The sequence below is a fragment of the bacterium genome, from assembly GCA_023150945.1.
Lineage (GTDB): Bacteria > Zhuqueibacterota > Zhuqueibacteria > Zhuqueibacterales > Zhuqueibacteraceae > Coneutiohabitans.
This window is the reverse complement of record JAKLJX010000011.1, coordinates 178,410-201,621: the sequence shown is the minus strand read 5'-3', so window position 1 is coordinate 201,621 and position 23,212 is coordinate 178,410. Positions and strand designations below refer to the sequence as shown.

Annotated in this window: 18 protein-coding genes; 10 read left to right on the top strand and 8 right to left on the bottom strand. The window is 55.1% G+C overall.

Going from position 1 to position 23,212, the window contains the following annotated elements; translation table 11 throughout:
* Window positions 1-302 precede the first annotated feature (302 nt).
* From L6R21_15760 to L6R21_15750, 3 genes are read left to right on the top strand one after another with little or no spacing between them, the layout of a single operon-like run.
* A complete protein-coding gene (locus tag L6R21_15760) occupies window positions 303-923 on the top strand; it encodes a porin family protein (GenBank protein MCK6560649.1) in 621 nt (206 codons plus the stop codon).
* A 22-nt stretch (window positions 924-945) separates the two neighbouring features.
* Complete coding sequence (locus L6R21_15755; protein MCK6560648.1) at window positions 946-1,416, top strand: hypothetical protein; 471 nt, start codon at window positions 946-948, stop codon at window positions 1,414-1,416.
* Between the two features lie 42 nt (window positions 1,417-1,458).
* On the top strand, window positions 1,459-3,141 hold the full coding sequence (locus L6R21_15750; GenBank protein MCK6560647.1) for a T9SS type A sorting domain-containing protein: 1,683 nt from the start codon (window positions 1,459-1,461) through the stop codon (window positions 3,139-3,141).
* A gap of 273 nt (window positions 3,142-3,414) precedes the next feature.
* Here L6R21_15750 and L6R21_15745 read toward each other — a convergent pair whose 3' ends face one another.
* The 6 genes from L6R21_15745 to L6R21_15720 form a co-directional block, all read right to left on the bottom strand.
* On the bottom strand, window positions 3,415-4,881 hold the full coding sequence (locus tag L6R21_15745) for an ABC transporter permease subunit (protein MCK6560646.1): 1,467 nt from the start codon (window positions 4,879-4,881) through the stop codon (window positions 3,415-3,417).
* An 82-nt stretch (window positions 4,882-4,963) separates the two neighbouring features.
* Window positions 4,964-6,382 carry an ABC transporter permease gene (locus tag L6R21_15740; protein MCK6560645.1) on the bottom strand — a complete coding sequence of 473 codons (1,419 nt, stop codon included), beginning with the start codon at window positions 6,380-6,382 and terminating at the stop codon, window positions 4,964-4,966.
* Between the two features lie 66 nt (window positions 6,383-6,448).
* On the bottom strand, window positions 6,449-7,174 hold the full coding sequence (locus L6R21_15735) for an ABC transporter ATP-binding protein (protein ID MCK6560644.1): 726 nt from the start codon (window positions 7,172-7,174) through the stop codon (window positions 6,449-6,451).
* A 144-nt stretch (window positions 7,175-7,318) separates the two neighbouring features.
* The gene (locus L6R21_15730) at window positions 7,319-8,788 is read right to left on the bottom strand and encodes an NEW3 domain-containing protein (protein ID MCK6560643.1); all 1,470 of its coding nucleotides are present in this window, start codon (window positions 8,786-8,788) and stop codon (window positions 7,319-7,321) included.
* An 81-nt stretch (window positions 8,789-8,869) separates the two neighbouring features.
* Entirely contained in the window at window positions 8,870-10,318 is a 1,449-nt protein-coding gene (locus tag L6R21_15725) for a beta-lactamase family protein (GenBank protein ID MCK6560642.1), read from the bottom strand.
* Between the two features lie 190 nt (window positions 10,319-10,508).
* A complete protein-coding gene (locus L6R21_15720; protein ID MCK6560641.1) occupies window positions 10,509-11,345 on the bottom strand; it encodes a PDZ domain-containing protein in 837 nt (278 codons plus the stop codon).
* A 315-nt stretch (window positions 11,346-11,660) separates the two neighbouring features.
* Here L6R21_15720 and L6R21_15715 point away from each other — a divergent pair, with 315 nt between their 5' ends.
* From L6R21_15715 to L6R21_15685, 7 genes are all read left to right on the top strand, one after another.
* Window positions 11,661-13,391: a HAMP domain-containing histidine kinase gene (locus tag L6R21_15715; GenBank protein MCK6560640.1), complete on the top strand. Its 1,731-nt coding sequence runs from the start codon at window positions 11,661-11,663 to the stop codon at window positions 13,389-13,391.
* A gap of 41 nt (window positions 13,392-13,432) precedes the next feature.
* Window positions 13,433-14,122 (top strand): response regulator transcription factor, encoded by a 690-nt coding sequence (locus tag L6R21_15710; GenBank protein ID MCK6560639.1) that lies wholly within the window; start codon window positions 13,433-13,435, stop codon window positions 14,120-14,122.
* 210 nt (window positions 14,123-14,332) lie between these two features.
* Window positions 14,333-16,129 carry a translation elongation factor 4 gene (gene lepA, locus L6R21_15705; protein MCK6560638.1) on the top strand — a complete coding sequence of 599 codons (1,797 nt, stop codon included), beginning with the start codon at window positions 14,333-14,335 and terminating at the stop codon, window positions 16,127-16,129.
* A 163-nt stretch (window positions 16,130-16,292) separates the two neighbouring features.
* Complete coding sequence (gene lepB, locus L6R21_15700; protein ID MCK6560637.1) at window positions 16,293-17,045, top strand: signal peptidase I; 753 nt, start codon at window positions 16,293-16,295, stop codon at window positions 17,043-17,045.
* A gap of 5 nt (window positions 17,046-17,050) precedes the next feature.
* Complete coding sequence (gene hemW, locus L6R21_15695) at window positions 17,051-18,193, top strand: radical SAM family heme chaperone HemW (protein ID MCK6560636.1); 1,143 nt, start codon at window positions 17,051-17,053, stop codon at window positions 18,191-18,193.
* A 206-nt stretch (window positions 18,194-18,399) separates the two neighbouring features.
* Complete coding sequence (locus tag L6R21_15690; GenBank protein MCK6560635.1) at window positions 18,400-18,597, top strand: hypothetical protein; 198 nt, start codon at window positions 18,400-18,402, stop codon at window positions 18,595-18,597.
* A gap of 135 nt (window positions 18,598-18,732) precedes the next feature.
* Window positions 18,733-20,226, top strand: a complete 1,494-nt coding sequence (locus L6R21_15685; protein ID MCK6560634.1) for an SUMF1/EgtB/PvdO family nonheme iron enzyme — start codon at window positions 18,733-18,735, stop codon at window positions 20,224-20,226.
* 57 nt (window positions 20,227-20,283) lie between these two features.
* Here L6R21_15685 and L6R21_15680 read toward each other — a convergent pair whose 3' ends face one another.
* Both L6R21_15680 and L6R21_15675 read right to left on the bottom strand, forming a co-directional pair.
* Window positions 20,284-21,399, bottom strand: a complete 1,116-nt coding sequence (locus L6R21_15680) for a right-handed parallel beta-helix repeat-containing protein (GenBank protein ID MCK6560633.1) — start codon at window positions 21,397-21,399, stop codon at window positions 20,284-20,286.
* Window positions 21,400-21,401: 2 nt separating this feature from the next.
* Entirely contained in the window at window positions 21,402-23,210 is a 1,809-nt protein-coding gene (locus L6R21_15675) for a T9SS type A sorting domain-containing protein (protein MCK6560632.1), read from the bottom strand.
* Window positions 23,211-23,212 lie beyond the last annotated feature (2 nt).

Genomic DNA, 23,212 nt, shown 5'->3' with positions numbered 1-23,212 from the left:
ATCGGGTGAGGGGTTCGCTGCAAGCGCCTTTTCCCGCCGCGTTCGACTGCATCCCTCGTCATTCACACCCCACCAATGTTTCTTCTTTCCGACTCTGGCGTTGAGAAAAGCCGACATTTCGACACCTTTACTGCCTATACACGATTTCCCGCCCCCAAAACTAAACCCATTGATTTCAGACTGCTGTCGATCGCCGAATCATCGTCGTCAGCCTGGCATAAGGTTTGATTGCTCATGGGCAAGAGTCCCACAGATTGTTTACTCTTCATCAACCGTATGAATTTCGTATCACGGAGGAGCTCATGAAGCGCAACGCATCCGTTCTGGTTTTGATCATTGGGATGTTGGTCAGTTTCATCTCGCCGTCCTTTGCCTGGGACGGGCAGCGCAAGGGCTTCATTCTCGGCATTGGCGCCGGCGGCGGGCTGGCAACCTACAAGCCCTATACCACATTTTCCGATTTCGGCTCGAACTCGGATTCAGAAATGAACCGAGAAAAGAAATTTGCGCTCATGACGGATTTCAAGATCGGCTATGCGCCGAGCAACCAGGTGGCGCTCTTTTGGATAAGCAAAGTGGCCTGGTTCGGCCACACCTATGAATACGCCGACGGATCCAGCCAAAGCTACACGTTTGCCGACGGCATTGGCGGTTTGGGCGTGGCCTACTATTTCCAGCCGCAAGGCCCGTCGCCCTACCTCACTGCGGGTCTGGGATTTTCCACTTTCAGTGCGCCTTTTGAAAAGGATTTCGACGGATTTACCGGCTCGGGCTTGGCGCTCGGCGCGGGCTACGAGTTTTCCAAGCATTGGAGCGTAGAAGGTAATTTCACGTGGGGAAGTCCGAATGAGGAATATTTCGACGGCGAGGCGGGCTTCAAAACCTGGGCGGCGAGGGTGACGATCAATGTGTTGGGATATTAGGTTCAGGAAATGAGGCACCCAAATGAAACTAACCTATTCACCTTTTCCAGCAAGGGAGTATAACATGACTCATATTTCTTTCAAAAACGCCTGCGCAGCTTTTGTGGCGCTCGCTTTCATCTTGACTGTCGCCAGCTCGGAAGCGCAGGCGCAATCGCAGAAAAAGGTCGAGAAAACGAATACAATTAGTAATGTGCTTATCGTCAGCGCCCTTGTGATCACCGCTGTCGCCGTCATTCTCACGGTTACAAAAGGCGATAAAAAAGACGCTGGCAAAAAAGGCGAACAGCAAAACAATCCAGAGAAGCCAGAAGAAGAGCAGAAACCCGAGGGCCAGGCGCGGGTTGAGCCATTGGTGTTGCGCGATAAGGCGGTTGCTTTGGAATCATATGAAACTGGTTGGGGGAACTCGTTACCAGATAACGTCCCGCTCTCTCGTGCTGAAAATCAGCAGAATCTTGGCTGCTGGAGGTTTGCATATGAGGTGGAATAAAAACTCCCATCAGTGAAATGAAGTACAATGATGATGTCATCGATGCAGAAAGACGAAGCTCTTATACGCCAAGCGATGCTCTGTGCGATGGCGAGGGGTTCCAACTTTACTATAAAAGAGCTTCCAACTAACTTCACTAAGTTTCTACAGCGGATTTTCAGGCAAGCTGAAAACCGCAGCCCTTCGGGCGGCCCAACTAATCGCTTAATCAAGGGAGGTACCATGAAGTACTTTACGTACGGTCTCGTCGTCATTTCGCTGCTTAATTTGGCGGAACTTCTGGCTCAAACGACAATATCCGGGCCTATTTCTGGAACTTGGGACACAAGTGGAAGTCCTTACCTTGTAATAGACAACTGTGTTGTGCCCACCAATCAACGCTTGGTAATTATGCCGGGCGTGAAAGTGGTCATCGGACAGAATCTCAGAATCACGGTAAACGGTTGGATTGAAGCCCTTGGAACGTCGACGAATCGTATTCAATTCGTGGCGCCTAACGATACCGTATATTGGGATAAGATGGTGGTCAACTATTCTACGAGCGGGGTGACAAAATTTCGTTACTGTGATTTCATTAATTCCGGTACAGCCTTGCATCTCTTAAATAATGCTCACACAAACGAAGCAATGAAAAACGAGGTGCAGAATTGCGTGTTTCGAAACTGTACCCAAAGTGGAATTCAGGTAGAAGCGGTGGGCACTTTTAGATCAAATGGCATGCTTCCGCCTTCGGCATTTCGGCCCTATGCTAGCCCAATAATCAGCAATAATGTCTTCGACGCTACAACTGATGGTATCACGTTGTATATACAAGGAAGCCGATGGCAGCACACCATGGGGTATTGGTATACGTATGGCAATGCTTCACCAATTATTGCCGGAAACGTGTTCAAGAACCTGAGCGGTTCTGCACTTGGCATGACAAAAGGCAATATTACGGAAAATGCCTCTTTTCCAGTTTTTGTGAACAACACTTTGTGGGAGGTGAGCAGTGGGGTATTTGCGCAAGCGCCTTACGACGCAATCGTGAAAAACAACATCTTTGCCAATACCGAGATCGGTGTCAAAAGAGAAGGGGCGCTGACTTCATCGGTGACTCACAATTGCTTTTATGAGAAAAATTCCAACAACTTCGTGGGATTCCCATCATCCTATGGCACGATCGTTATGAACAATAATAACGGCACGCCATCCGATATCGGTTTCAATATCTTCTTAGACCCGCAATTTGTAAATGGACAGGATCTTTATTTGCCACAATCATCGCCTTGCATTGATGCAGGAACCAGAGATTCAACGACTTTTTTCTTGCCTGATTTCGATATCGCCGGGAATTCTCGTATTTTTGATGGCAATGGCGATGGGAGCAGCGTGGTAGATCTTGGCGCATATGAATACAGTTCACCTACCAACATTACTGAAAAGCGTGAAAGGTTGAATATGCCATCAGAACTTGCTCTCTTCCAAAACTTCCCCAACCCCTTCAACCCCGAAACCGCCATTCTTTACGAATTGCCGCAAACGAGCCAAGTCGAAGTTGCCATTTTCAATCTGCTTGGGGAGAGGATTCGCACTCTCGTCAATGAGCGGCAAGCGGCGGGGCAGCATCGCTTGCACTGGGATGGCCGCAATGAGTTTGGCAGGCAAGTGCCCTCGGGTGTTTATCTCTACCGCTTGCGCGCCGGTGAATTCGTGCAAACGCGCAAGATGATTTTGATGCAGTAGAATTACACTTTCTCGCTACAAACGGGCGGCGGGGGGCCGCCCTTTTGTTTGTCATCTCTCGCATCCTCATTCTCCCGTCCCGCCTGCGCCATGAAACAATGATTGTTTTATTCGAGAAGACGAGGTTGAACCCCGATTACTTCGATATGCTGAAAGCTTTCAAATGATGACGACGCGGGCCTCGCGCGATCATTTCCGGCTGATTATGGCTCACATGCAGCAGCAAACTCAAAAGCCACGAAATCTCTTGCACTTTGCCCCCTGCCCCTTGCTTCATCTCACATCATACCGCAAGAACACCACAAACGCGCCGGCAAATGCACCGATCGGGCAAAGCGCCAGCAATCCCCAATCCATAAGCGTGGGCGCAAGGGCTTCTGCAAAGGAATGGGCAGGCGCTTGAAAGCGCGGCAGCTCACTCAAATCCAGCGAGCCTTTGTCGCGGTCGCCGCTGATCGAAAAGCCCTTCTCAGAATCAACTGTAATGCGAATGCCGCCGAGGCCGCCGGCTTCTTTCTGCTTTTTCTCGGTGAAGGAGGTGAAGGTATTGCGGTAATTTTGCATGGCGTCTTCGTAGCGCGTCTTCAGCGTCAAATCCGTGCCCGCAAGATGCATCGCAGCAAGCTGGTAGGCCGAGGCCGGTGAAAAGCGGGAGAGCGCGAATCCCAGGCGTTCTTGCTGCGCTTTGCGGTTGCGCAAATCCTCATTCAATTTAATGGAAAAATCGTTGATCTCTTTCAGCATGGTTTTGCGCGCCTTATCTTCCTCCTCGAGCCATTCCCACTCGTGTTCGTCGCGATAGGCTTCACGCTGTTCGGGCGACATGCCTTCCATCTGCGCATCGCGGCTGCGCCAGCGCGCGGACATGTCCTTCATGTGTTTGTCCCAGCTTTCTTTCTCGAAGCGATCTTGCTGGCCTTCGATTTCAGCGACGCTGGGCACGGAAACGATTTGCCCGGCAGCCATCACGCCGGCGCGCGGGATAATCAACACAAACAAAACCCACATCACCAGCGCAAGCAGAAATGAGACAGAGGAATTGCGCGTCAAGCTGGACATCAACACGCCGAATGCAATGAAGAAGGTGAAGAATAAAATCGACATGCCAATCAGCGCCGTTACTTTCAGCCAGAAGACGCCGTCCGTGGGAACGCGGTGCAACATGATCAGTAAAATGCCGAGCAGAATCGGAATCAACAGCGGCAGCACCAGGCCGAGCCAGGAGCCGAAAAATTTTGCGAGAATGTATTGCGCGCGCGGAATGGCATTCGAGAACACCAGCTTGAGCGTGCCGCCTTCGCGCTCTCCGTTGACCGCGTCGAAGGTGAAGAGAATGGCGAACAGCGAGAGCACGACTTGTACGATGAAAACAAAATCAATGAAACGAAACACCGCAAAAATGGGATCATCGGAATAACTGCTGTTGCGCAGCTTGATGGCTTCCATCGCATTGACCAGTGACAACCGGCCGATGTCGTTGTTCACGCCGGAAACCAGAATCTGCATGGGATCGGGCTGGCGGTAGACGCGCGAGGAGATGACGCGCCAGGAGGTTTGTTCGCGCATCTCCTGCTCGTTGAGTTGTTGCGCGGCGTCATACTGCCGCACGGCGGCGCGATAATCCTGAATGCCGATAAAAATGCTCAACAGAATCAACGCCGCGCAGGTGGCAAATGTTGCGGCGAACTTCGGACTGAGCAGGATGGCTTTAAGCTCTTTTTGAATGAGGGTTGCAAGCATTTTCATTCCTTGTTTTGTGGTAACGCCTTCAGGCGTTCAACGCAAATTGCGGGCAAGCCCCTGAGGGGCGACTACGAACGAGCTACCGCAAGTCATACCGCAGAAACGACACGAAAGCGCCGGCGAAGAAAACGACATTAAAAAAAATCAACAATCCAATATCTAAAATCGCGGCTTGCAGGGCGCGCGACAGTGGCATCGCCTGATAGACGAAAGCCGGAATGGCGTGCGGATCGATGGGATTGCGTTTCTCTTCTTCACCGTCCGTCGTGCGGAACATCATGACGCGCCCACCCATCAGGCTGCCGCCGGTTTTCTCGCGAATGAACGAGGCGTAGGCCTGCTGGTATTTGCCCGCTTCCTCCAAGTAATGTTGCTTTAACACCAGAGAAGTGCCGACGAGATTCGAAGAGGCCAGCGCGAAGGCCGCCGCGGGTGAAACACGCGCCAAATTGAATGCCACTTGCTCTTGCACCGTCTGCCGGTTGCGGCGTTGTTCATTGAGGCGCACAGAAAACTCCAGCATCTTCTTCTCGCGCTCGTCTGCGATCTTTTGCATGAAGCTGTTGAATTGGTTCAGCAACTGATCGGGCTTGTCGTTGGATTCCGGCTTGAAAGCGCCCATGGCCTTGCGGTCTTGCTCCCACAACTGCGCGTGATACCGGCTCTTCTGCGAGGCAATTTCATCGACCGAAGGCACGTCCACGGCGCGGCCTGCCAGCAACACCGAAGCGCGCGGCACGATCAACACCGCTGCAATCCACACGACGAGCAGCAGCAAAAAGGAATGCGCCGAACGATGCGTGCGCGTGGAAATGAAAACGGACAACGTGAGAAATGCGCCGAAATACAACATCCCGGCGAGCACCACCAGCGTGAGCCGCAGCCAATCTTCGCCGGACATGGGAATACTCATGAGCGGCAAAAGCAACGCGCCTAGGGCAATGGGAATCAACAACGGCACGGCAAGCGCGAGAAATGAGCCGATGATTTTACCGAGAATATACTGCGCGCGGGGAATGGCGTTTGCAAAAGTAAGCTGGAGCGTGCCTCGTTCTTTTTCGCCGTTAATCGCGTCGTACGCGAATAGAATCGCAAAAAGGGAAAGCACGATTTGAAAAATGAAATCCAAATCGAGAAAACGAAACACGGCAAAGACGGGATCGTCGCTGTAGCGGCTGTCTTCGGCGCCGACTTCGCCGCGGCCATGTATCGTTGCCGTGCGGCCGATGTCGTTCGCAACGCCGGTGACCAGCGCGGCCAGCGGATGCGGCGGCAAAAAAATGCGATGATTGCGCACCATCAGCCAGTCGGTGAGGCCCTCCATCTGGCGCAGGTTTTCCGCGACCGCGGCGTCGTATTGCGCTTTGCTCACTTGATAATTCCGGCCGCCAACATAAAATGCGAGCAGAATCAACACCGCGCACACGGCAAAGGTGACGGCGAATTTCGTCGAGCTGATGATTTCGCACAGCTCTTTTATGATGATGAGTTTGAGCATGGGGAGGCCGGTTGTTGGTGGTTGAGGAGCGTTTTGTTCTTGCGCGCTTCACTTTTCGGTCGATTGTCAGTCCACGGCCTCGGCGTGACCGGCCATGTATTCCATGTAGAGATCTTCCAGATTCTCGCCGGCCAGTTCGGCGCGCGTGCGTTGCATCACAAGTTTTCCCTGTTTCATGATGCCCACGACATCCGCGATTTCCTTGGCGCGGAAAATATCGTGTGTCGACATGAGAATCGCCTTGCCCTCCGTCCGCAGCTCATGCAGCAAAGCCATGAACTCAAAACCGGCTTGAGGATCGAGACCGGAGGTCGGCTCGTCGAGTAAAATCGCAGGCGAATTTTTGAGAATGGCGATGGCGATGCCGCATTTTTGGCGCATGCCTTTGGAGAAGCCTTTCAAGCGCTTGTGATGCGCCTCTTCCTGCAAACCGACGCGTAACAGCACCCGGCGATAGTCATCCTTGGTGTAACTCGTCTGGCCGCCCAGGCGCGCAAAGAAATCGAGATTCTGTAACGCAGTGAAATTGGGGTACAGCATCACATTCTCTGAAACAAACGCGACGTTCTGTTTGGCGCGCAACGGCTCGCGATGCGTGATCACGCCCGCAATGCGCGCTTCGCCTTCAGTCGGCTCGATAAAATTGAGAAAGAGATTGATGGTGGTGGTTTTGCCGGCGCCGTTGGCGCCGAGCATGGCATAGATCTCACCGGGCTTCACCGCAAAGGAAACATGATCGAGTGCAAGCACGCCGTCTTCGTAGCGCTTGGTCAGCTTATCCGCTTCGAGCAAGGCGTGCGCACCGTGGGGAGAGGTTTGTAATGCCATCGCATCCTCAAAAGTGATAAAACTTGCTCATCCATCTACTCTTGCTCGCTTCCAAGGAGCTTGAAACGAGTAAGAGTAGGAGTAGGAGTTATTCAGAAGATCAGTCGACTATCTTCGCGACAGCCGGATGCCAAACACCACGATTCCTACCACCAGGCCGAGTATCAACGTCACCACCAAGGCCATTCCCAAAACATTCGTCTCAGATTGAATCTCCACCGTAACGGTTTTGTCTTCGCCATTCACCGGCTGATTGTCGGCGAGTGAAGTGGTGCGCAAACGGATCTCATAGCGTCCTGGTGAAATATCGCGGGGCGGAATGAACTGCAATTGCACACGTTGCTCCGCATCGGTGTTGAGTGCGGCAATCACCAGCGGCTCGATTTGCTTGCTCCAATTCAACGGCACATCGGCTTCGACCTTCACATTGTCCAAACGGCGCGTGCCTTCGTTGACGACGTCGAGATTCATCGCGACAGTTTCGCCGGCTTTGATCGAATAAAAGAGCTGTGGCGCGCGCACCAGCAATTTGCCGACGCCGCGCGGCACCAACTCCAGCCGCACGTAGCCCGCATTCAGCGCTTCGATCTCCTCCTGCGACCATTGTTTGGCGCTGAGATCGCCCAACGTTTCGGCCTGCTCACGCGGAATCACCAGCACGTAAAACGGAATGGGCTTGTCGATGAGCAATCCTTCACTTAGGCGATCCGGCAAAAACACTTGCAACGCTGCGCGCCGCGTATTGGTATTCTCGGTAAATCTGAATTGACTCAAACGCGCTTGATTGCCGGGGTCAATAAAATAACGGTTGATCGCCGCCGGCAAATTGACCACCTCGAGCTTGAAGGTATTGTTCTCACCGCTGAACAACTCCAGCGTGAAATTGAACGAGGCCTTGCCACCCAGCTCCGCCTCCTGCGAGAATTGCTCGGATTGCAGCACGACTTTGTTGACGGTGGCATCTTTTTGCAAAAAAATCTTTGGACTACGCTGTGTGCCGCTGCCGTAAGTCACATTCACCGTGACCGCATCGAGATCCTGCAACAACATGAAATCGAGCGTCACCGGCCGGCCGAATTGCAACTGCTCGATCTTGGCTTCATACGGCTGGCTGATGATGGCATTGCTTTCGTTCAGCAGCGAGACATACACATCGTTGATCATGTCCGGCTGCAGTGAACGAAACAACTCGTCATCGAGATTGAGCAGCTTGCGATATTCCGCGCCGCCGCCGGAGGCGTTCTCCAACGTCAACTTCACATGCTTGCGGCCGTCTTTGCTCTGATACTTCACCGCTTTGGCGACGGCGACATATTGCTTTTCAAAAAGTACGGCAAGCAGGGATTGTTGATAATTCACTTCCGCATCGGCCAGCAGGTTGCGGCTGCGCTCGAGTTCCAACTTCGAAATCAGATTCTTCTCGAAAAGCTGCTGCTTCTGCTCGAATTCCGCGCGGGAATATTCAAATGCTTCCTTCGCGCGCTTGAGGCCGAGTAGGCGATACTGATCGTCGCGTTGATTGAACGGATTCGTTTGCGCTCCGGCAGGAACGGCGTGCGATAAAAGAGCAAGAAGCAATATGCCGGCTGTTCGCAAGAAAGCCTGCTTCAATCGGTAATAGAAAATTTGTGCTGTTGAGAATTCGGATTCCATGACGCTTTAGTTTTCCAAACGTGGCAACCAGGCGCGAATTTGCCGGCCGACTTTTTCCGCGCTGGGCGGATCGTAATTTGACAACACGATCAACGTGTAACCGCTGGCAACGTCCAACTCCAAAATGGCATTGATTCCCGGCGCGCCGCCGGCGATGCCCAAATCGCCCTCGGTAATTGGTACAGTTGATTTTTGTGCGTGCGCTCGCGGCGCGGCCTCCATTCCCGCAAGAAGCCATTTTGTATACTCGCTATTCAACAGCTTCAAATTCTGCAACGCCAGCGTGAACTTGAGTAAGTCTTCCGCCGTTGAGTAGCCGCCGCCGGCAGAGCTGCCGCGCGCCGGTTTCGTGTAAACATTGCTGCGCCGTTCCCCGCTGCCGCCCGCGCGCAAGGTGTAGCCGGTCGCGAGGTTTGGCGTCGCCGCATCGGCTTCATAGGAGTCGGTATTCTCCATGCCCGCGGGTTTGAAAATGTGCGCGCGGACACAATCAAAATAATCTTCACCGGAAACGGCCTCGATGATCGCGCCCAACACGATATAACCGCCGTTTGAATATCGCCGCCGCGCTCCCGGCTCAAATGCCAGAGAATCGCTGGCGAACAACGGCAAATAATCGTTTATCGTGCGCAACCGTTCTTTGGGCAAATTGGCATATTTATCATTGAAAATATCGCCGATGCCGGATGACATGTTGAGGAGATGCAAGATCGTCACTTTTTCGGCGGCATTCTGATTAGGGTAATTTGGCAGATGCTTGCCGAGGGGATCATCGAACGACAGCTTGCCTTGTTCTGCAAGCTGGCAAATCGCGATCTTGGTGAAAATTTTGTTGATCGAACCGAGATTGAATTTTGTGTCGATGCGATTGAAGACTTCATACGCTTGATTCGCGAAGCCGTAGGCTCTTTGAAAAATCGGCATGCCATTTTTTGCCAATAACACCACACCGGAAAACTCATCGGCTTGCACAAGCTTGTCCAGATGCGCGCTTACGGCATTCACCAGCTCGAGCTCTGACTTCGGTGTCGGGGAATCCGAAACAGCCTCATCGCCAACCTCAGTCTGATCGATGCTGAGGCCCGTGATTTTATACTGACCTTCTGCATCAAAGCTAAAATCACAGCGCAGCGATTCACCGTTCGCGGCAGTGACTAGAATCGAGATTGCATCATTCTCGGCCGTCAGCACACGGCGCAGCGTCAACCGGCCGAGATTGCCGTGAATTTGGCGATACATTTGCATGCGCTCGGCTTCCGGGCGGCGCTGCAACAACGCAGAAGCAAAGTTTTTGTCTTGAAACTCACGCACAGTCGCTTCGTTGCCGGAATTGAAAGATTCGATATAAGCGGCCACGCGACGGCCCGCCGCGCTCTCCGGAAGCTTGTTCTGCGGCGTGTCCGTTTGCGCCACGGCCACAACGTTGAGCGCAAAAAAAATCGTCCAGCACGTCATGGTATACGAATTCAAAAAGGAAAACCGCACGCAGAGCCGCAAAGCCGCGGAGAATCGCAAAGAAACGCCCGGTGTGAGTTTTGTGTGCCGGCGCGTTGGCATGAAAGTTTTTGCTGCTTTCGCGCAAAGAAACTTTGTGTTCAGGTTCATCGCATGATCTCAATTTGAAGAAGCTCTCGCGGACGCTGCACTATTGCCGGATTTCTCTTCGAATCGTCGTACCGGCGGGCGCATCCGGCTTGACCAGCGAGGCGGTCATGGCTTTATCGCCGCGACGATAGTGCAGCTCGAGCTTCGCGCCGACAGCGATTTTTTCATACAATTCGCCAAGCTGCACGGCGGATTTGATTTTTTCGCCATTCAATGCCAGAATCACGTCGTCTTTTTTAATGTCAGCGCTGCCGACCGCCTGGCTGGCATTCGGCATCAGGTCAAGCACGCGCACTTCGCCGCCCTCTTTGCTGCCGGCGATGATGCCCAGGCCGGGCAGCGGCGCGACGTCGCCGGAGAACTCCCGGCCGCCCATCACAATGCGGCGGTTGGGACCGGCCTGGCCGCCGGCATTGTCCGTATTCATCACCATCATCATGCGTTGCGGCAAGTCCTTGGGGTCGGCTTTGCTGAATGTAACGATGAAGCGTTCTTCCTTGCGTTTGATGCCGAGTTTGACTTCCTCACCCACTTTGAGTCCGCTATAAATTTCCTCGATTTCTTTGGCGGATTTCACCCGCTTGGCGTTCATCATCAAAATCAAATCGCCGCTCTGCAGATCAATGTCTTTGTAGGCCTTCGGGCGATGCTCCGAGGGCATCACAGCCTCGAACTTGATCTCTTTTTCTCCACCGATGATTACCGCGCCCAACTCCGGCAGATTGAAAATGCCTCCCGGGCCGGCGGCCACGCTGGTGAAGGTGAATGAGCGCCCGCCGGTCGTGTCGCGCACAGCGGTTTTCTCTTGCGCCGCACCGGAGAAGGCAAGCACGAGCATGCTCACTGCCGCCAGCCTTTCGCAGAAGACCAAACGCATGGATTTCTCCTTTCGTCCAGGGATTTTCGTGGTTATATTTGCACGCGCACGGCGCGCCCGCCGCCGCATTCGAATTTGCGCGTCTTGCGTGCGCCGCAATTTTTGACGGCGAAAAGTAGCCAATTGTTTGGCCCGGACATAGTTAAAGAGTGTTAGAAAGTGTTAAGGAGTGTTAAATCAGAAGATTTTTATGGCGGGATGATCTACATTGGCGGCAAGATTTTCTGCGGACCATTTGCTGCGGCCAAGCCGCAGGATGATTATTTCTAAACACGAACAAAGTCACGGCCAAGCCGTGACTGATCAAATATTCGCATGCGACTAAAACAAAAAACCATCGTCGCGATTGCGCTGCTCACCACCCTGGCCTTGCTGGGCCTGGTGTTCGTGCAATTCTACCTGCTGCGCAACGCCGTGCAGTTGAAGGAACAAGCCTTCCGCGAGAACGTGCAAGATGCGCTGAACAAGATTGTCGACAAGCTCGAAACCGGCGAAACGGTGTCGCGGGTGTTCAGTCTCACGCTGCATGCCAGTCCTCCCGGGCAGCAGGGCACGCTCAAGGTGCAGGCGCTGGCGGTTTCCGATTCCACAATCGCGACCGACAGTGTGCAGGTCACCAGCGACGTTCTGCTCCTGCGGCCGCCGGTCAGGCTCGAGGGGAACAGAATCAGCTACACGCTGCCGGCACGGCAACAGGTCAATCTGCGCATTTTCGACGCTCTCGGCCGCGAAGACACCGTGCTGGTGAATGCGACGCAGCCGGCCGGAACTTACACCGTCGTGATCGATTCCTCGCGCTACAACACCGGCGAATTTTTCTACAAGTTCACGGCCGACAGTTCTTCCACCGTCTTGCGCTTCAAGGACGGCACAGCCGGCGGCGCGCTGCCGGGCAAGCTCGCCTTTGAAAAAAGGGAAGAGATGGTCTGGCGCGTACTCAATCGATTGGCGCCGGCGCACCGCGATCCCCGCGCAACACGCCTGACGCCGGCAACGCTGGACTCGATTATCGCCTTTCAGCTCAAGGAGAACGGCATTGCGCTCGATTACGCCTATGGCGTGCTGACCGCGCCTGACAGCATGAGTTTGGCGACGCCGGCGCATCACCGAAAAAACTTGCTGGCCTCGCCCTTCAAGCGCCGCCTGTTCCCGCATGATCTGTTCACGCCGCGCAGCGATCTGGTCTTGTATTTTCCGGGGCAGCGTTTTTATTTACTGCAACAAGTCAGCGCGCCGCTGGCCGCCACCGTGATTCTGATGGCAATCATCGTGTTCTGCTTCGTTTTCACCCTGCGCACGGTTTTCCGGCAAAAACGCTTCACCACGCAGGTCACGGACTTCATCAACAACATGACGCACGAATTCAAGACCCCGATCGCGACCATCGCGCTGGCGAGCGAGGCGTTGCAGAAACCGGAGATGGCGCAACAGCCCGGGCGGCTGCTGCGTTACGGCCGCATCATTCACGATGAAAATCTGCGCATGCGCCATCAGGTCGACAAAATTCTGCAAATGGCAATTTTGGAGGAAGGTGATTTTGAATTGCATCTGGCGCCGGTGGCGGTGAACAAGATCGTGGCGCAGGCCGTGGAGAATATCGCCCTGCAGGTCGAGAGCCGCCAAGGCCGGATCGAATGCCGGCTGGAAGCGGAGCCGGACGTAATCGCAGCCGATGCCGTGCATCTCGCGAACATCGTGCACAACTTGCTGGAGAACGCCAACAAATATTCGCCGGCAGCGCCCCGCCTCCGGGTTGCGACGCACAACCAGGAGGGCGGAATCCTCCTCGAGATTGCCGATCAGGGCATCGGCATCCGGCCCGAGGACCAAAAGATGGTTTTTGAAAAATACTATCGCGTGCACACCGGCAACCGTCACGACGTGAAGGGCTTCGGCTTGGGCCTGAGCTATGTGAAACTGCTGGTGGCCGCGCACGGCGGCCGCGTCAGCCTGGAGAGTGAGCTGCACCAAGGCACGACGATCAGGGTCTTCCTGCCCCTCCAGCCGGGAGGCCGTGGCCGGGAGGGTGCGGCCAACCGGCAGTGAATTTCTCGAGCGATCGCGATCAGTGCAGGCAAGGACATTCCATGGAGCAAAAAAAGATTCTGCTGTTGGAAGACGATCCCAATCTCGGATTTCTGCTGCAGGAAAACCTGGAGCTGCAGGGCTTTCAGGTGCGGCGTTGCGCCAACGGCCTGGAGGGCGCGGCTGCCTGCCGCGAGACTGCGTTCGATCTCTGCCTGGTGGACGTGATGATGCCGCGGCAGGACGGATTCACCTTCGCCGCCGAGTTGCGCCAGCGCGATCAGCGCACGCCCCTCATCTTTCTCACCGCCAAATCGCTCAAGGAAGACAAGATCACCGGCTTCAAACTCGGCTGTGATGACTATATCACCAAGCCGTTCAGCCTGGAAGAGCTGGTGTTGCGCATCCAAGCCGTGCTGAAACGCGCCGCCCCCGGCCCGGCCGCACCGCCGAACGATCGCTTCACCCTCGGCCGCTGCAATTTTGACAGCGTGAGCCAAACGCTGGAGCTCGACGGCCGGCAGCACAAGCTCACGCAGAAGGAGTCGGCGCTGCTGCGCCTGTTGTGCCTGCACCGCAACGAGGTGCTGGAGCGGGAAACGGCACTGCGGTTGATTTGGGGCGAGGACAGTTACTTCAACGGCCGCAGCATGGACGTGTACATTTCCAAATTGCGCAAGTATCTCAGCGCGGATCCGAATCTCGCCATCCTCAACGTCCACGGCCGGGGGTTCAAGCTGGTGGTGCGTTGAAACCCGCCGCTGGATTTTCTGTTGTCTCTTTTCACAAAATTTGATAGATTGCCGCTCCCCAACGCGATCAGGAGGACGATGCCGTTCGCAGGCGGGTTGGGGGATCAAATCATCGTATGACTCTGGAAAGACCGGCGCGACTGCGAAGTTTTTTCCAGCTTGGTTCATTGGCAGTCGGGCAGACTGCGCTATGGGATAATCCGGAAATTTATGCAGGCAAACGTTCGCAATTTCTGCATCATTGCACATATCGATCACGGCAAATCCACGCTGGCTGACCGCTTTCTCGAACTCACCGGAGCGCTGCGCAAGGAGGAAATTGTTTCGCAAACGCTCGACAGCATGGACTTGGAGCGCGAGCGCGGCATTACCATCAAGCTGCACGCGGTCACGATGAACTATCATGCGCCTGACGGCCGCGAGTATCTGCTCAATCTCATCGACACGCCCGGCCACGTGGACTTCAGCTACGAGGTGTCGCGCAGCCTGGCGGCGTGCGAGGGTGCGATTCTGGTGGTGGATGCCTCGCAGGGCGTGGAGGCGCAGACCATCTCCAACCTTTATCTCGCCCTGGAACACAATCTCACCATCATTCCCGTGATCAACAAGATCGACCTGCAGGGCGCGCAGATCGAAATGGTGAAACACCAAATCACCGAAGTGCTGGGCATCGACGAAAGCGAGATTATTCTGGCGAGCGCCAAGCAGGGCGTCGGCATGAGTGACATCATGCAGGCGGTGATCGACCGCGTGCCGCCGCCTGCCGGCAAAGCAGACGATCCGCTGCGCGCGCTCATTTTCGATTCGATGTTCGACAGCTATCGCGGCGCCGTGGCGTACATTCGCGTGTTCGACGGCACCATCAAGCCGGGGATGAAAATCCGCTTCTTTTCCACCGGCAAGGAATTCGAAGTGGCGGAAGTGGGCACCATGTGCCTGCGCAAATTTCCCCAGGCGCAACTGCAGCCGGGCGAGGTCGGCTATTGCATTGCCGGCGTGAAAGAGGTGAAGGACACCAAAGTGGGCGACACCATCACGGCGGTGGATCAGCCTGCGGCCGAGCCGCTGCCCGGCTATCGCGAAGTCAAACCCATGGTGTTCAGCGGCATCTTTCCCACCGTCTCCGAGCAGTACGAGGTCTTGCGCGCCGCGCTCGACAAGCTCAAGCTCAACGATTCTTCGCTCATCTACGAACCGGAAAGCTCGGTGGCGCTGGGCTTCGGCTTTCGCTGCGGCTTTCTCGGCCTGCTGCATCTCGAAATCGTGCAGGAACGGCTGGAGCGCGAATACGATCTCGACATTCTCACCACCGTGCCCAACGTGGAATACTGGGTGTTCAAGACCAACGGTACGAAAGTGGTGGTGGACAATCCCGCGCTCATGCCCAATGCCGGCGAGATCAGCCACGTGGAAGAACCGTACATTCGCGCGCAAATCATCACGCCGGCGGAGTTCATCGGCAACATCATGAAGCTGGCGCAGGAACGCCGCGGCGTGCACAAGAACACGCATTATCTCGACACCAGCCGGGTGGATCTCACCTATGAATTCCCGCTGGCGGAGATCATCTTCGATTTCTACGACAAGCTCAAGTCCTTCACCCGCGGCTATGCCTCGCTCGACTATGACTTTCTCGGCTATCGCGACGGCAATCTTGCCAAGCTGGATATTTTGATCAACGGCGACCCGGTGGACGCGCTCTCGCACATCGTGCACCGCGACAAGGCCTACGAATGGGGCAAGAAGATCTGCGAGAAGCTGCGCGAGCTGATTCCACGCCAAATGTTCGAAGTCGCGATTCAGGCCGCCATCGGCTCGAAGATCATCGCGCGCGAGACGGTGAAGGCGATGCGCAAGAACGTTACCGCGAAATGCTACGGCGGCGACATCACGCGCAAACGCAAGCTGCTCGAGCGCCAGAAGGAAGGCAAGAAGCGCATGAAACAGCTCGGCCAGGTGGAAATTCCGCAGGAGGCCTTTCTGGCGGTGCTCAAGGTCGAGCATTGACCTGCCGCGCCGTTGGCCGGGCGCAGCCGCTCAGGCTTCGGCGGCACGCACAGTCTTTCCGGATGCTTCGCGGAAATGAATCTCTGAGAAATTATCATTGCATCCCTCGCGGGACTTATCAAGCTCCAAGGTAGTCAACACTATGCCCCAAGCAACCCTGAAAATGACCAAGCCCAAAGGCGAGACGCCGGAACATCCCACCAAGAGCAAGCCGCGGGAATACACCGAGGCGATTCTGGTCGCGCTCTTCTTCGCATTGCTGCTGCGCACCTTCGTGGTGCAGGCGTTTCGCATTCCCACCGGCTCGATGAAGGATACCCTGCTCGTCGGCGACTTTCTGCTGGTCAACAAATTCATCTACGGCGCGCGCACGCCCGACGGCATCCCGTTCACCGACATCACGTTTCCGGTGTGGCGTTTGCCCTCCCTGCGCGAACCGCAAGCCGGCGACATCGTGGTGTTCAAGTATCCGCGCGATCCCATGCTCGACTATATCAAGCGCTGCATCGCCGTGGGCGGGCAAACCGTCGAGGTGCGCGCGGGCGTGGTTTACATCGACAACCGGCCGGAAGGGGAAAGGGTTTTTCTCAAAGAAGAATATGACGCCGCGGAAAATCACAGCGTGCGTTACTACCGCATCACCACGCCTGCCGGCCAGAGCTACACCATCCGGCACTATGCCGACCGCAACGAGGCCAACGACAACTACGGCCCGATCATCGTGCCGCCCGGCCAGTTCTTCATGATGGGCGACAACCGCGACAACAGTCAAGACAGCCGCTACTGGGATTGCCTGCCGCGCGAAAACGTCGTGGGGCAGGCGCTGGTGATCTACTTCTCGCTCGACACCGACAAGCCCTGGCTCACCTGGCTCAAGAACATTCGCTGGGGCCGCATCGGAAATTCCATCAAATAACTGCCATGGCGGAAGCCGGCCTTTACATTCACATTCCGTTTTGCGAAAAGCGTTGCCGCTATTGCGATTTCTACACCCTCGCCGGCAGCCGCGGGCGAATACCTGACTATCTTGCCGCGCTGCAACGCGAGCTGGCGCTGCGCGCCGCGGAGCCGTTTTGGCAGCGCCAGCGCTTTGCCACCCTCTTCTTCGGCGGCGGTACCCCCTCCCTGCTCTCGCCCCAACAGATTGCCGAAATTCTCGACAGTTGTTTTGCGCAGCTTCGTTTCGCCGAACGCGTCGAAGTGACGCTGGAGGCCAATCCCGGCACGATTGACGGCACGCAGATGGCAAAGTATCGCGCCGTGGGGGTCAATCGCTTGAGCCTGGGCGTGCAGTCGTTTGACGCGGCGGAATTGACGCTGCTGGAGCGCGTCCACTCGCCGCAGCAGGCGCTGGTGGCGGCGCAAAACGCGCGCTACGCCGGCTTCGAGAATCTCAATCTCGACTTCATGTTCGCGCTGCCGAATCAAACTCTGGCGCACTGGCAGCAAACGCTGCAGCAGGCAGTGGCGCTGGCGCCGGATCATCTCTCCGCTTACAATCTCACCATCGAACCCGGCACGCCGATTCATGCCGCGATTCAACGCGGCGAGCTTAAACCGCTGACGCCGGAAGAAGAACGCGAGTTTTTTGCCTTCACCATCGGCTTCCTCGAGCAGCACGGCTACCGGCATTATGAGATTTCCAACTTTGCCAAGCCCGGTTTTGCCGCGCGCCACAATCTCAAGTATTGGGACGGCAGCCCCTATTTGGGACTCGGCGCTTCGGCGCATTCGTTCGACGGCAAGCGGCGCTTTTGGAACGTGGCCAATTTGCGCAAATATCTCGAGCGCTTGGCCCAGGGCAAGCTGGCCGAGGAGGGCGAGGAGAAACTCACCCTGCAGCAGCGCATGTTCGAGTTTGCGTTTTTGGGATTGCGTCAGCGCCGCGGCATTCCGCTGGCCGAGTTTTCGCAGAAATTCAAGATGCCGCTGGCGCAGGCATTCAACGGCGAGTTGCGCCGGCTGGAAGCGCAGGGTTTGGTGATCCACGAGGGCGAGTATTTGCGATTGAGCCGCGAAGGCGTGTTTCTTTGTGATGAAATCTGCGGCCGGCTGGCGGGGTGAGGGGTGGGGAAACGGTCAAATAAGTTAGCGGCAAACACAAACCCTCGCCAACGAAAAACGTCTAGCCGCATTGCCATTGACCTTCGCCTGTTGTATATGAGAGCTACCGCCGCAGAGTCATGCGGCGTTTTTCATACTCGCTTCAGGAACGAGAATCACAGAGTCCGTTCCTGCCCGCCGCTCACCCTCCACCAGGAGACCCTGCCATGCCCATGCGTCTCTGGGGTTTCGCCATGTTGGTTCTGGGATTGTTGGTCATTGCCGAAGGCAGCTTCCGCCTGCTGCAGCGTGACACCGGCCTGCCTCGCTGGATTTACGTGGCGTTGGGTGTGCTGCTGGTGGTGCGCGGCCTTTATCTCACCTGGCCGTTTCGCAAACAGCCGCCTGCTGACGGCGCGGCGTAAGCGTCTTTCGCTCCACCCGCTTATCCCCGGCCCGCCGGCCGTGCTGCCCGAATTTGCCGCAAGCCCGCCTGCCGCAACCGCCCGCTTTGCTGGTACTATCCTGACACAATTGAATCTCCATCATCAGGACGAGGCATGGCGGCTTTCGAACACTACAGCGACTGGCTTGAGATTCTGGGGAGCATGTTTCCGGAAGTCGGCTACACGGCGATTTTGGTGTTCGTGCTCTATCTGGCGCGGCAAAGCTGGAAAACCCGCGAAGACTGGCAGATCGGACCGCCCTGGAGTGCCTACACCCAATACCTGAAAAAATTCCACCAGGAATTCGGCCACCTTCAACGCCACGGCTACGGCCAGCAAGTTTCCTTCTACATCCTGAAAGCCCAGCCCGCCACCGCCAAGCGCCTGGATGAACACGAGGCGCACGATATCGAAAGCATCATGCAATTGCTGGCGATGGAAAAGCGCGCGCTGCTCATCACCGGCGGCGCCAGCTCGGGCAAGACCACCTTTTTGCAGGCACTTGCCCTGCGCGCCAGCTCGCCGCAGGAGCACCGCAAGCTGGGCTTTCGCAAACCGCGCATTCCCATCTACCTGCCGCTCAAGCTCATCGATACCTCGCTGCCGTTTCCCAAAGCGCTGCGCCGGGCGTTGGCGGGCCTGGGTTTGCGCCTGAAGACCGTATACCTGCATCGGGCGTTGAAGAGCGGCCGCGCGCTGCTACTCTTCGACGGCCTCGATGAAATCCCGGCGGGTGAACCGCGCGAGCGCATGTGCCGCTGGCTCGACAGCGTCGCCAAAGTGGCGGGGTCGATCATCATTGCTTGCAAGGCCGAGGCCCTGCTGCAAAATGTGCGCTTCGCGTTCCCGCATTTCACCGTGGCGCTGCGCAACTATGCCCTGCTGCAGTACCGCTCGCTGCGGGCGGTTTCCGAAACCCGCATGCCCGCGCTCTACCGCAATCCCGTGGAGCTGGAGGCCGAATACATTCTGCTCTCCCCACCCGGCCTGCCGCTGATGTTGAAGGGCGCGAAAAAACCGGCGCCGCTGTATTTCTATCATCTCGCGAAATATCCGGTGACCAATCAGCGCTATCGCGCCTTTGTGCAGGCCACCGGCCACCGGCCGCCCAGCCTGTGGCAGCAGCCTGATTTTGCCGGCGACCATTTGCCGGTGGTGGGCGTGGATTGGGAGGAGGCCGAGGCCTACTGCGCCTGGCTCACCGCGATGGTGGCGAAGCTCACCAATACCGCGGCGCTGGGCAAGTTCGTTTTTCGCCTGCCGGCGGAGGAGGAATGGGAGTGGGCAGCGGGCAACGGTGAGCGCACTTATCCCTGGGGCTTTGAATCGCCGCGACCGGAGCATGCCAACTTTGCGGATGATTTGTGCCGGCTGCAGCCTGTCGATGCGCATCCCGCGGGCGCCACGCCGTTGGGCATCCACGATCTTGCCGGCAATGTGTGGGAATGGACTGCGACCAAGGAAAGCGAGAAACCCGAAAAGCGCGTGGTGCGGGGCGGCGCGGCCTTCAACGATGCCGGCGCCCTGCTCTGCACCGCGCGCGATGCCCACGTCAAGCAACTTTCCCGTTTCATTGGCTTCCGCGTGGCGCGCCTGCCGGTGGAGTGAGGCGGCCGCTTCGTTCCTCCGGGGCGCGTTGGACATGGCCGGAGTGCGCACGCCGTGCTATTTCAGCAGAATCGATTTTGACGACTGCGTAAATCCCTCGGCAACAATTCTGTAAAGATAGAGGCCGTTCGGCAACGGTTGCCCGTGATTGTTCTTGCCATCCCAAACTACAGACTTGACTCCTTGCTGCTGGAGCTCGTTTACCAAGGTTTTCACCTCCCGGCCGAGCATATCGTAAATCACAAGCTTCACCAGTGTGGGCTTGGGAAGGGTGTATTTGATCGTTGTTTCGGGGGTGAAAGGGTTGGGATAATTTTGCAGGAGTTGAAACTGGGAGGGGATTTCCAAGTTAGCTTCGTCAACTTTCACGACTGGAACGTTCAGGCACTGAGTGAAGTCTATACTCCGATCAGAACAAATTGCAAAAGCACCGGGCGGGCATTCACCCCAATAGTTATGTTGCGCATTGATGAGGCGGCCGGAGCCCTGGCAATAAATTTGTATGCAATCAGCGGCACTGTTCGCGTGAATATCATTAGCGTTCTCCAAGCTCCCACCGATCATAGGATTGGAAGTTGAATCAATCCAAATTCCTCCTCCAAAATACAGTAAATGTGCGCATGGTCCAATGATATCGTTTGCAGTAATAGCATTCCTCACAATGAGGGGATTGGATGAATCCATAATCGCGATCCCGCCGCCAAACCCGAAACATGCCGGCCATGTGGAGTTGCGTGTGATCAAATTGCTTCTTATCACAGGGCTCGCGCCGCGAATTAAGATGCCGGCGCCACCCACGAAATCTCTGCGGGTAGAATCGATCACTGTTCCTGTGCCGCCGGTGATAGTAAATCCGCAAAGCAGCGCATTCTGAGTCTCGCGATTAACAAAAGTAACGACGCTTCCGCTATCGGCGTCGATTACGGTAGTTTGGAGGTATCTCTTGTCTTTCGTTGTCAAGAAGAGAGAGCCGAGTACAATATCCTTCCCTACAAAATCGATATTTTCACGATAAATTCCGGCTGAGACCAAAATGGTGTCGCCGACAACGGCAGCTTCTATGGCGGACTGGATATTGGAATAATCCTGTGGAACGCGAATAACGTTGGCCCAAGCTTCTCCTGCAAGCAAGAAAACGATGGCGGCTGCAATGAGTTTCTTTTTTGTATACATACTCATCTCAACAACAACGATTTGTATGATTTTGTAAAACCATCTGTGGTGAGTCGATAGAAATATTGACCACTTGGAACGAGTTGACCGTGATTATTTCTGCCATCCCAAACCGCAGATTTAGTTCCCGATTGTTGAAATTCGTTTACCAAAGTTCTTACCTCTTGAGCAAGTATGTCAAAGAGCTTAAGGATCACGAAACTCGGTTGAGGCAGCGTATATTCAATCGTTGTTTCTGGATTGAACGGATTGGGGTAGTTTTGGGAAAGGCTATATTCCTTCGATGTCGATTCTTTAGGGGAATCTTTTTGATCAGTACCAGAACCGCCTTCAGCAATTTTGGGCGGCGGTGTTGGGCCGATCGTAACGTTTCCAACTGGCGCAACGATCGTCATGGCTGTATTGATGGTTATGCTTTCGTTATATGCCCCACGGACAATACTTACGATGCCACCCGCTGGCACGGCTGCAACTGCTCCAGCTACGGTGTTATAAGGTCGAAATACAGTGCCACTTCCAGTAGCAAAAGGATGACCGTTGTCCGCATAAACGATGTTGGCCCCGGGAAACGTATTAACCTCATTTTCCAAAGCATCGCAATCAAATGAAGTGGCGAGATTGTTATTGTCGGGATTGAATAAATCTGGACAGACATAGGAACCACACGTTTGAATGCCAACGGCCAAGCTAGTACCCTCGGGGATCATTGGGCTTCCAGAATTGCCATTTCTTATGTCGACGGCATAATTCCAATGAACATAATTGCCACTTCCTACTTCTCCGTAATTGGGTCCCGTACTGGTTTGCTGGGTATTGCTACTGGAATTCCTTAGCGTAGCGGTACCCGTCCCAGGTGGGCATTCATCAAGACCAAAACCGGTAACGCGGAATGTAGTTGGATTGTTGTCGAGGGATAAACGGTAGAAGGCATCTTGCGCTTGCACTGGTACTAACCCTGTATTGGGGTTAGGAAAGCAATGGAACACACCCCAATCCCGCCCGCAATATTGATCGTAAAGGTATTCCCACATAGCATTGATCATATCAATAGCATATTGATCATTTGGATGGGCGAAATGCGGTGTGCCATCAGGGTCAGAAGCTGGCACATTAAATTCAAGCCATTCTGAGTGAGTATAGTTCGTAACATCAGCAAGAACATGTCCAGCAGTTATATAAGCTCCATTTGAAGCTATCCATCCAGTTCCTACAGTTGCTGAGAGACCATCGGAAGTTCTTATTCCACTTATTCGACCCACAGCGTGATCAAGTGGGCTTGTGGGTACGCGATCATCGAAGCCACCGCATATCCCAAGCGGGCCACTGCATGGATCACTTGTAACTTGAGAAGCTCCTCCATTCTTACTCAAACTTCCCAAACGTTCGCCCACGACCACTTCCACAACCTCAAAGAAAATCCCTTTATCCTCGGGGTCAACAGGAAGCTCCACGTCAACAGCATCGCCGTTAAAATAAGCCGAAGTATTTTGCCATTGCTTCAAGCTGATGGCGTTGAGGCGTTGATAGCCGCCGTCGTCCAGCGAGATCATTTTGATATAGCTGTTTTGCCCCAGCTCGCAATTGCCAAAATAAATTTTCACCCATGGTGCATTGGCAATTTGGACCGTTCCTCGAAAAGCTGGCGTGGGCGAACTTAAAGAAATTTTGCTACCTTCATGAATGCCGGAGTTCAAAGAAAAAATTTCCTTGCGGCATTTTAAAGTATCCGGTTGTCCCTTGGCTAGGTTTACCAAGCCCAACAAGGCTGCCAACACCGTCAACTTTGCAATCATCATCATGCGCGCATTCATCT

Coding starts and splice junctions, on each gene's coding strand:
- L6R21_15760 (MCK6560649.1), top strand. CDS start 303: ATGAAGCGCAACGCATCCGTTCTGGTTTTGATCATTGGGATGTTGGTC.
- L6R21_15755 (MCK6560648.1), top strand. CDS start 946: ATGAAACTAACCTATTCACCTTTTCCAGCAAGGGAGTATAACATGACT.
- L6R21_15750 (MCK6560647.1), top strand. CDS start 1,459: ATGCAGAAAGACGAAGCTCTTATACGCCAAGCGATGCTCTGTGCGATG.
- L6R21_15745 (MCK6560646.1), bottom strand. CDS start 4,881: ATGCTTGCAACCCTCATTCAAAAAGAGCTTAAAGCCATCCTGCTCAGT.
- L6R21_15740 (MCK6560645.1), bottom strand. CDS start 6,382: ATGCTCAAACTCATCATCATAAAAGAGCTGTGCGAAATCATCAGCTCG.
- L6R21_15725 (MCK6560642.1), bottom strand. CDS start 10,318: ATGACGTGCTGGACGATTTTTTTTGCGCTCAACGTTGTGGCCGTGGCG.
- L6R21_15720 (MCK6560641.1), bottom strand. CDS start 11,345: ATGCGTTTGGTCTTCTGCGAAAGGCTGGCGGCAGTGAGCATGCTCGTG.
- L6R21_15715 (MCK6560640.1), top strand. CDS start 11,661: ATGCGACTAAAACAAAAAACCATCGTCGCGATTGCGCTGCTCACCACC.
- L6R21_15710 (MCK6560639.1), top strand. CDS start 13,433: ATGGAGCAAAAAAAGATTCTGCTGTTGGAAGACGATCCCAATCTCGGA.
- lepA (MCK6560638.1), top strand. CDS start 14,333: ATGCAGGCAAACGTTCGCAATTTCTGCATCATTGCACATATCGATCAC.
- lepB (MCK6560637.1), top strand. CDS start 16,293: ATGACCAAGCCCAAAGGCGAGACGCCGGAACATCCCACCAAGAGCAAG.
- hemW (MCK6560636.1), top strand. CDS start 17,051: ATGGCGGAAGCCGGCCTTTACATTCACATTCCGTTTTGCGAAAAGCGT.
- L6R21_15690 (MCK6560635.1), top strand. CDS start 18,400: ATGCCCATGCGTCTCTGGGGTTTCGCCATGTTGGTTCTGGGATTGTTG.
- L6R21_15685 (MCK6560634.1), top strand. CDS start 18,733: ATGGCGGCTTTCGAACACTACAGCGACTGGCTTGAGATTCTGGGGAGC.
- L6R21_15680 (MCK6560633.1), bottom strand. CDS start 21,399: ATGTATACAAAAAAGAAACTCATTGCAGCCGCCATCGTTTTCTTGCTT.
- L6R21_15675 (MCK6560632.1), bottom strand. CDS start 23,210: ATGAATGCGCGCATGATGATGATTGCAAAGTTGACGGTGTTGGCAGCC.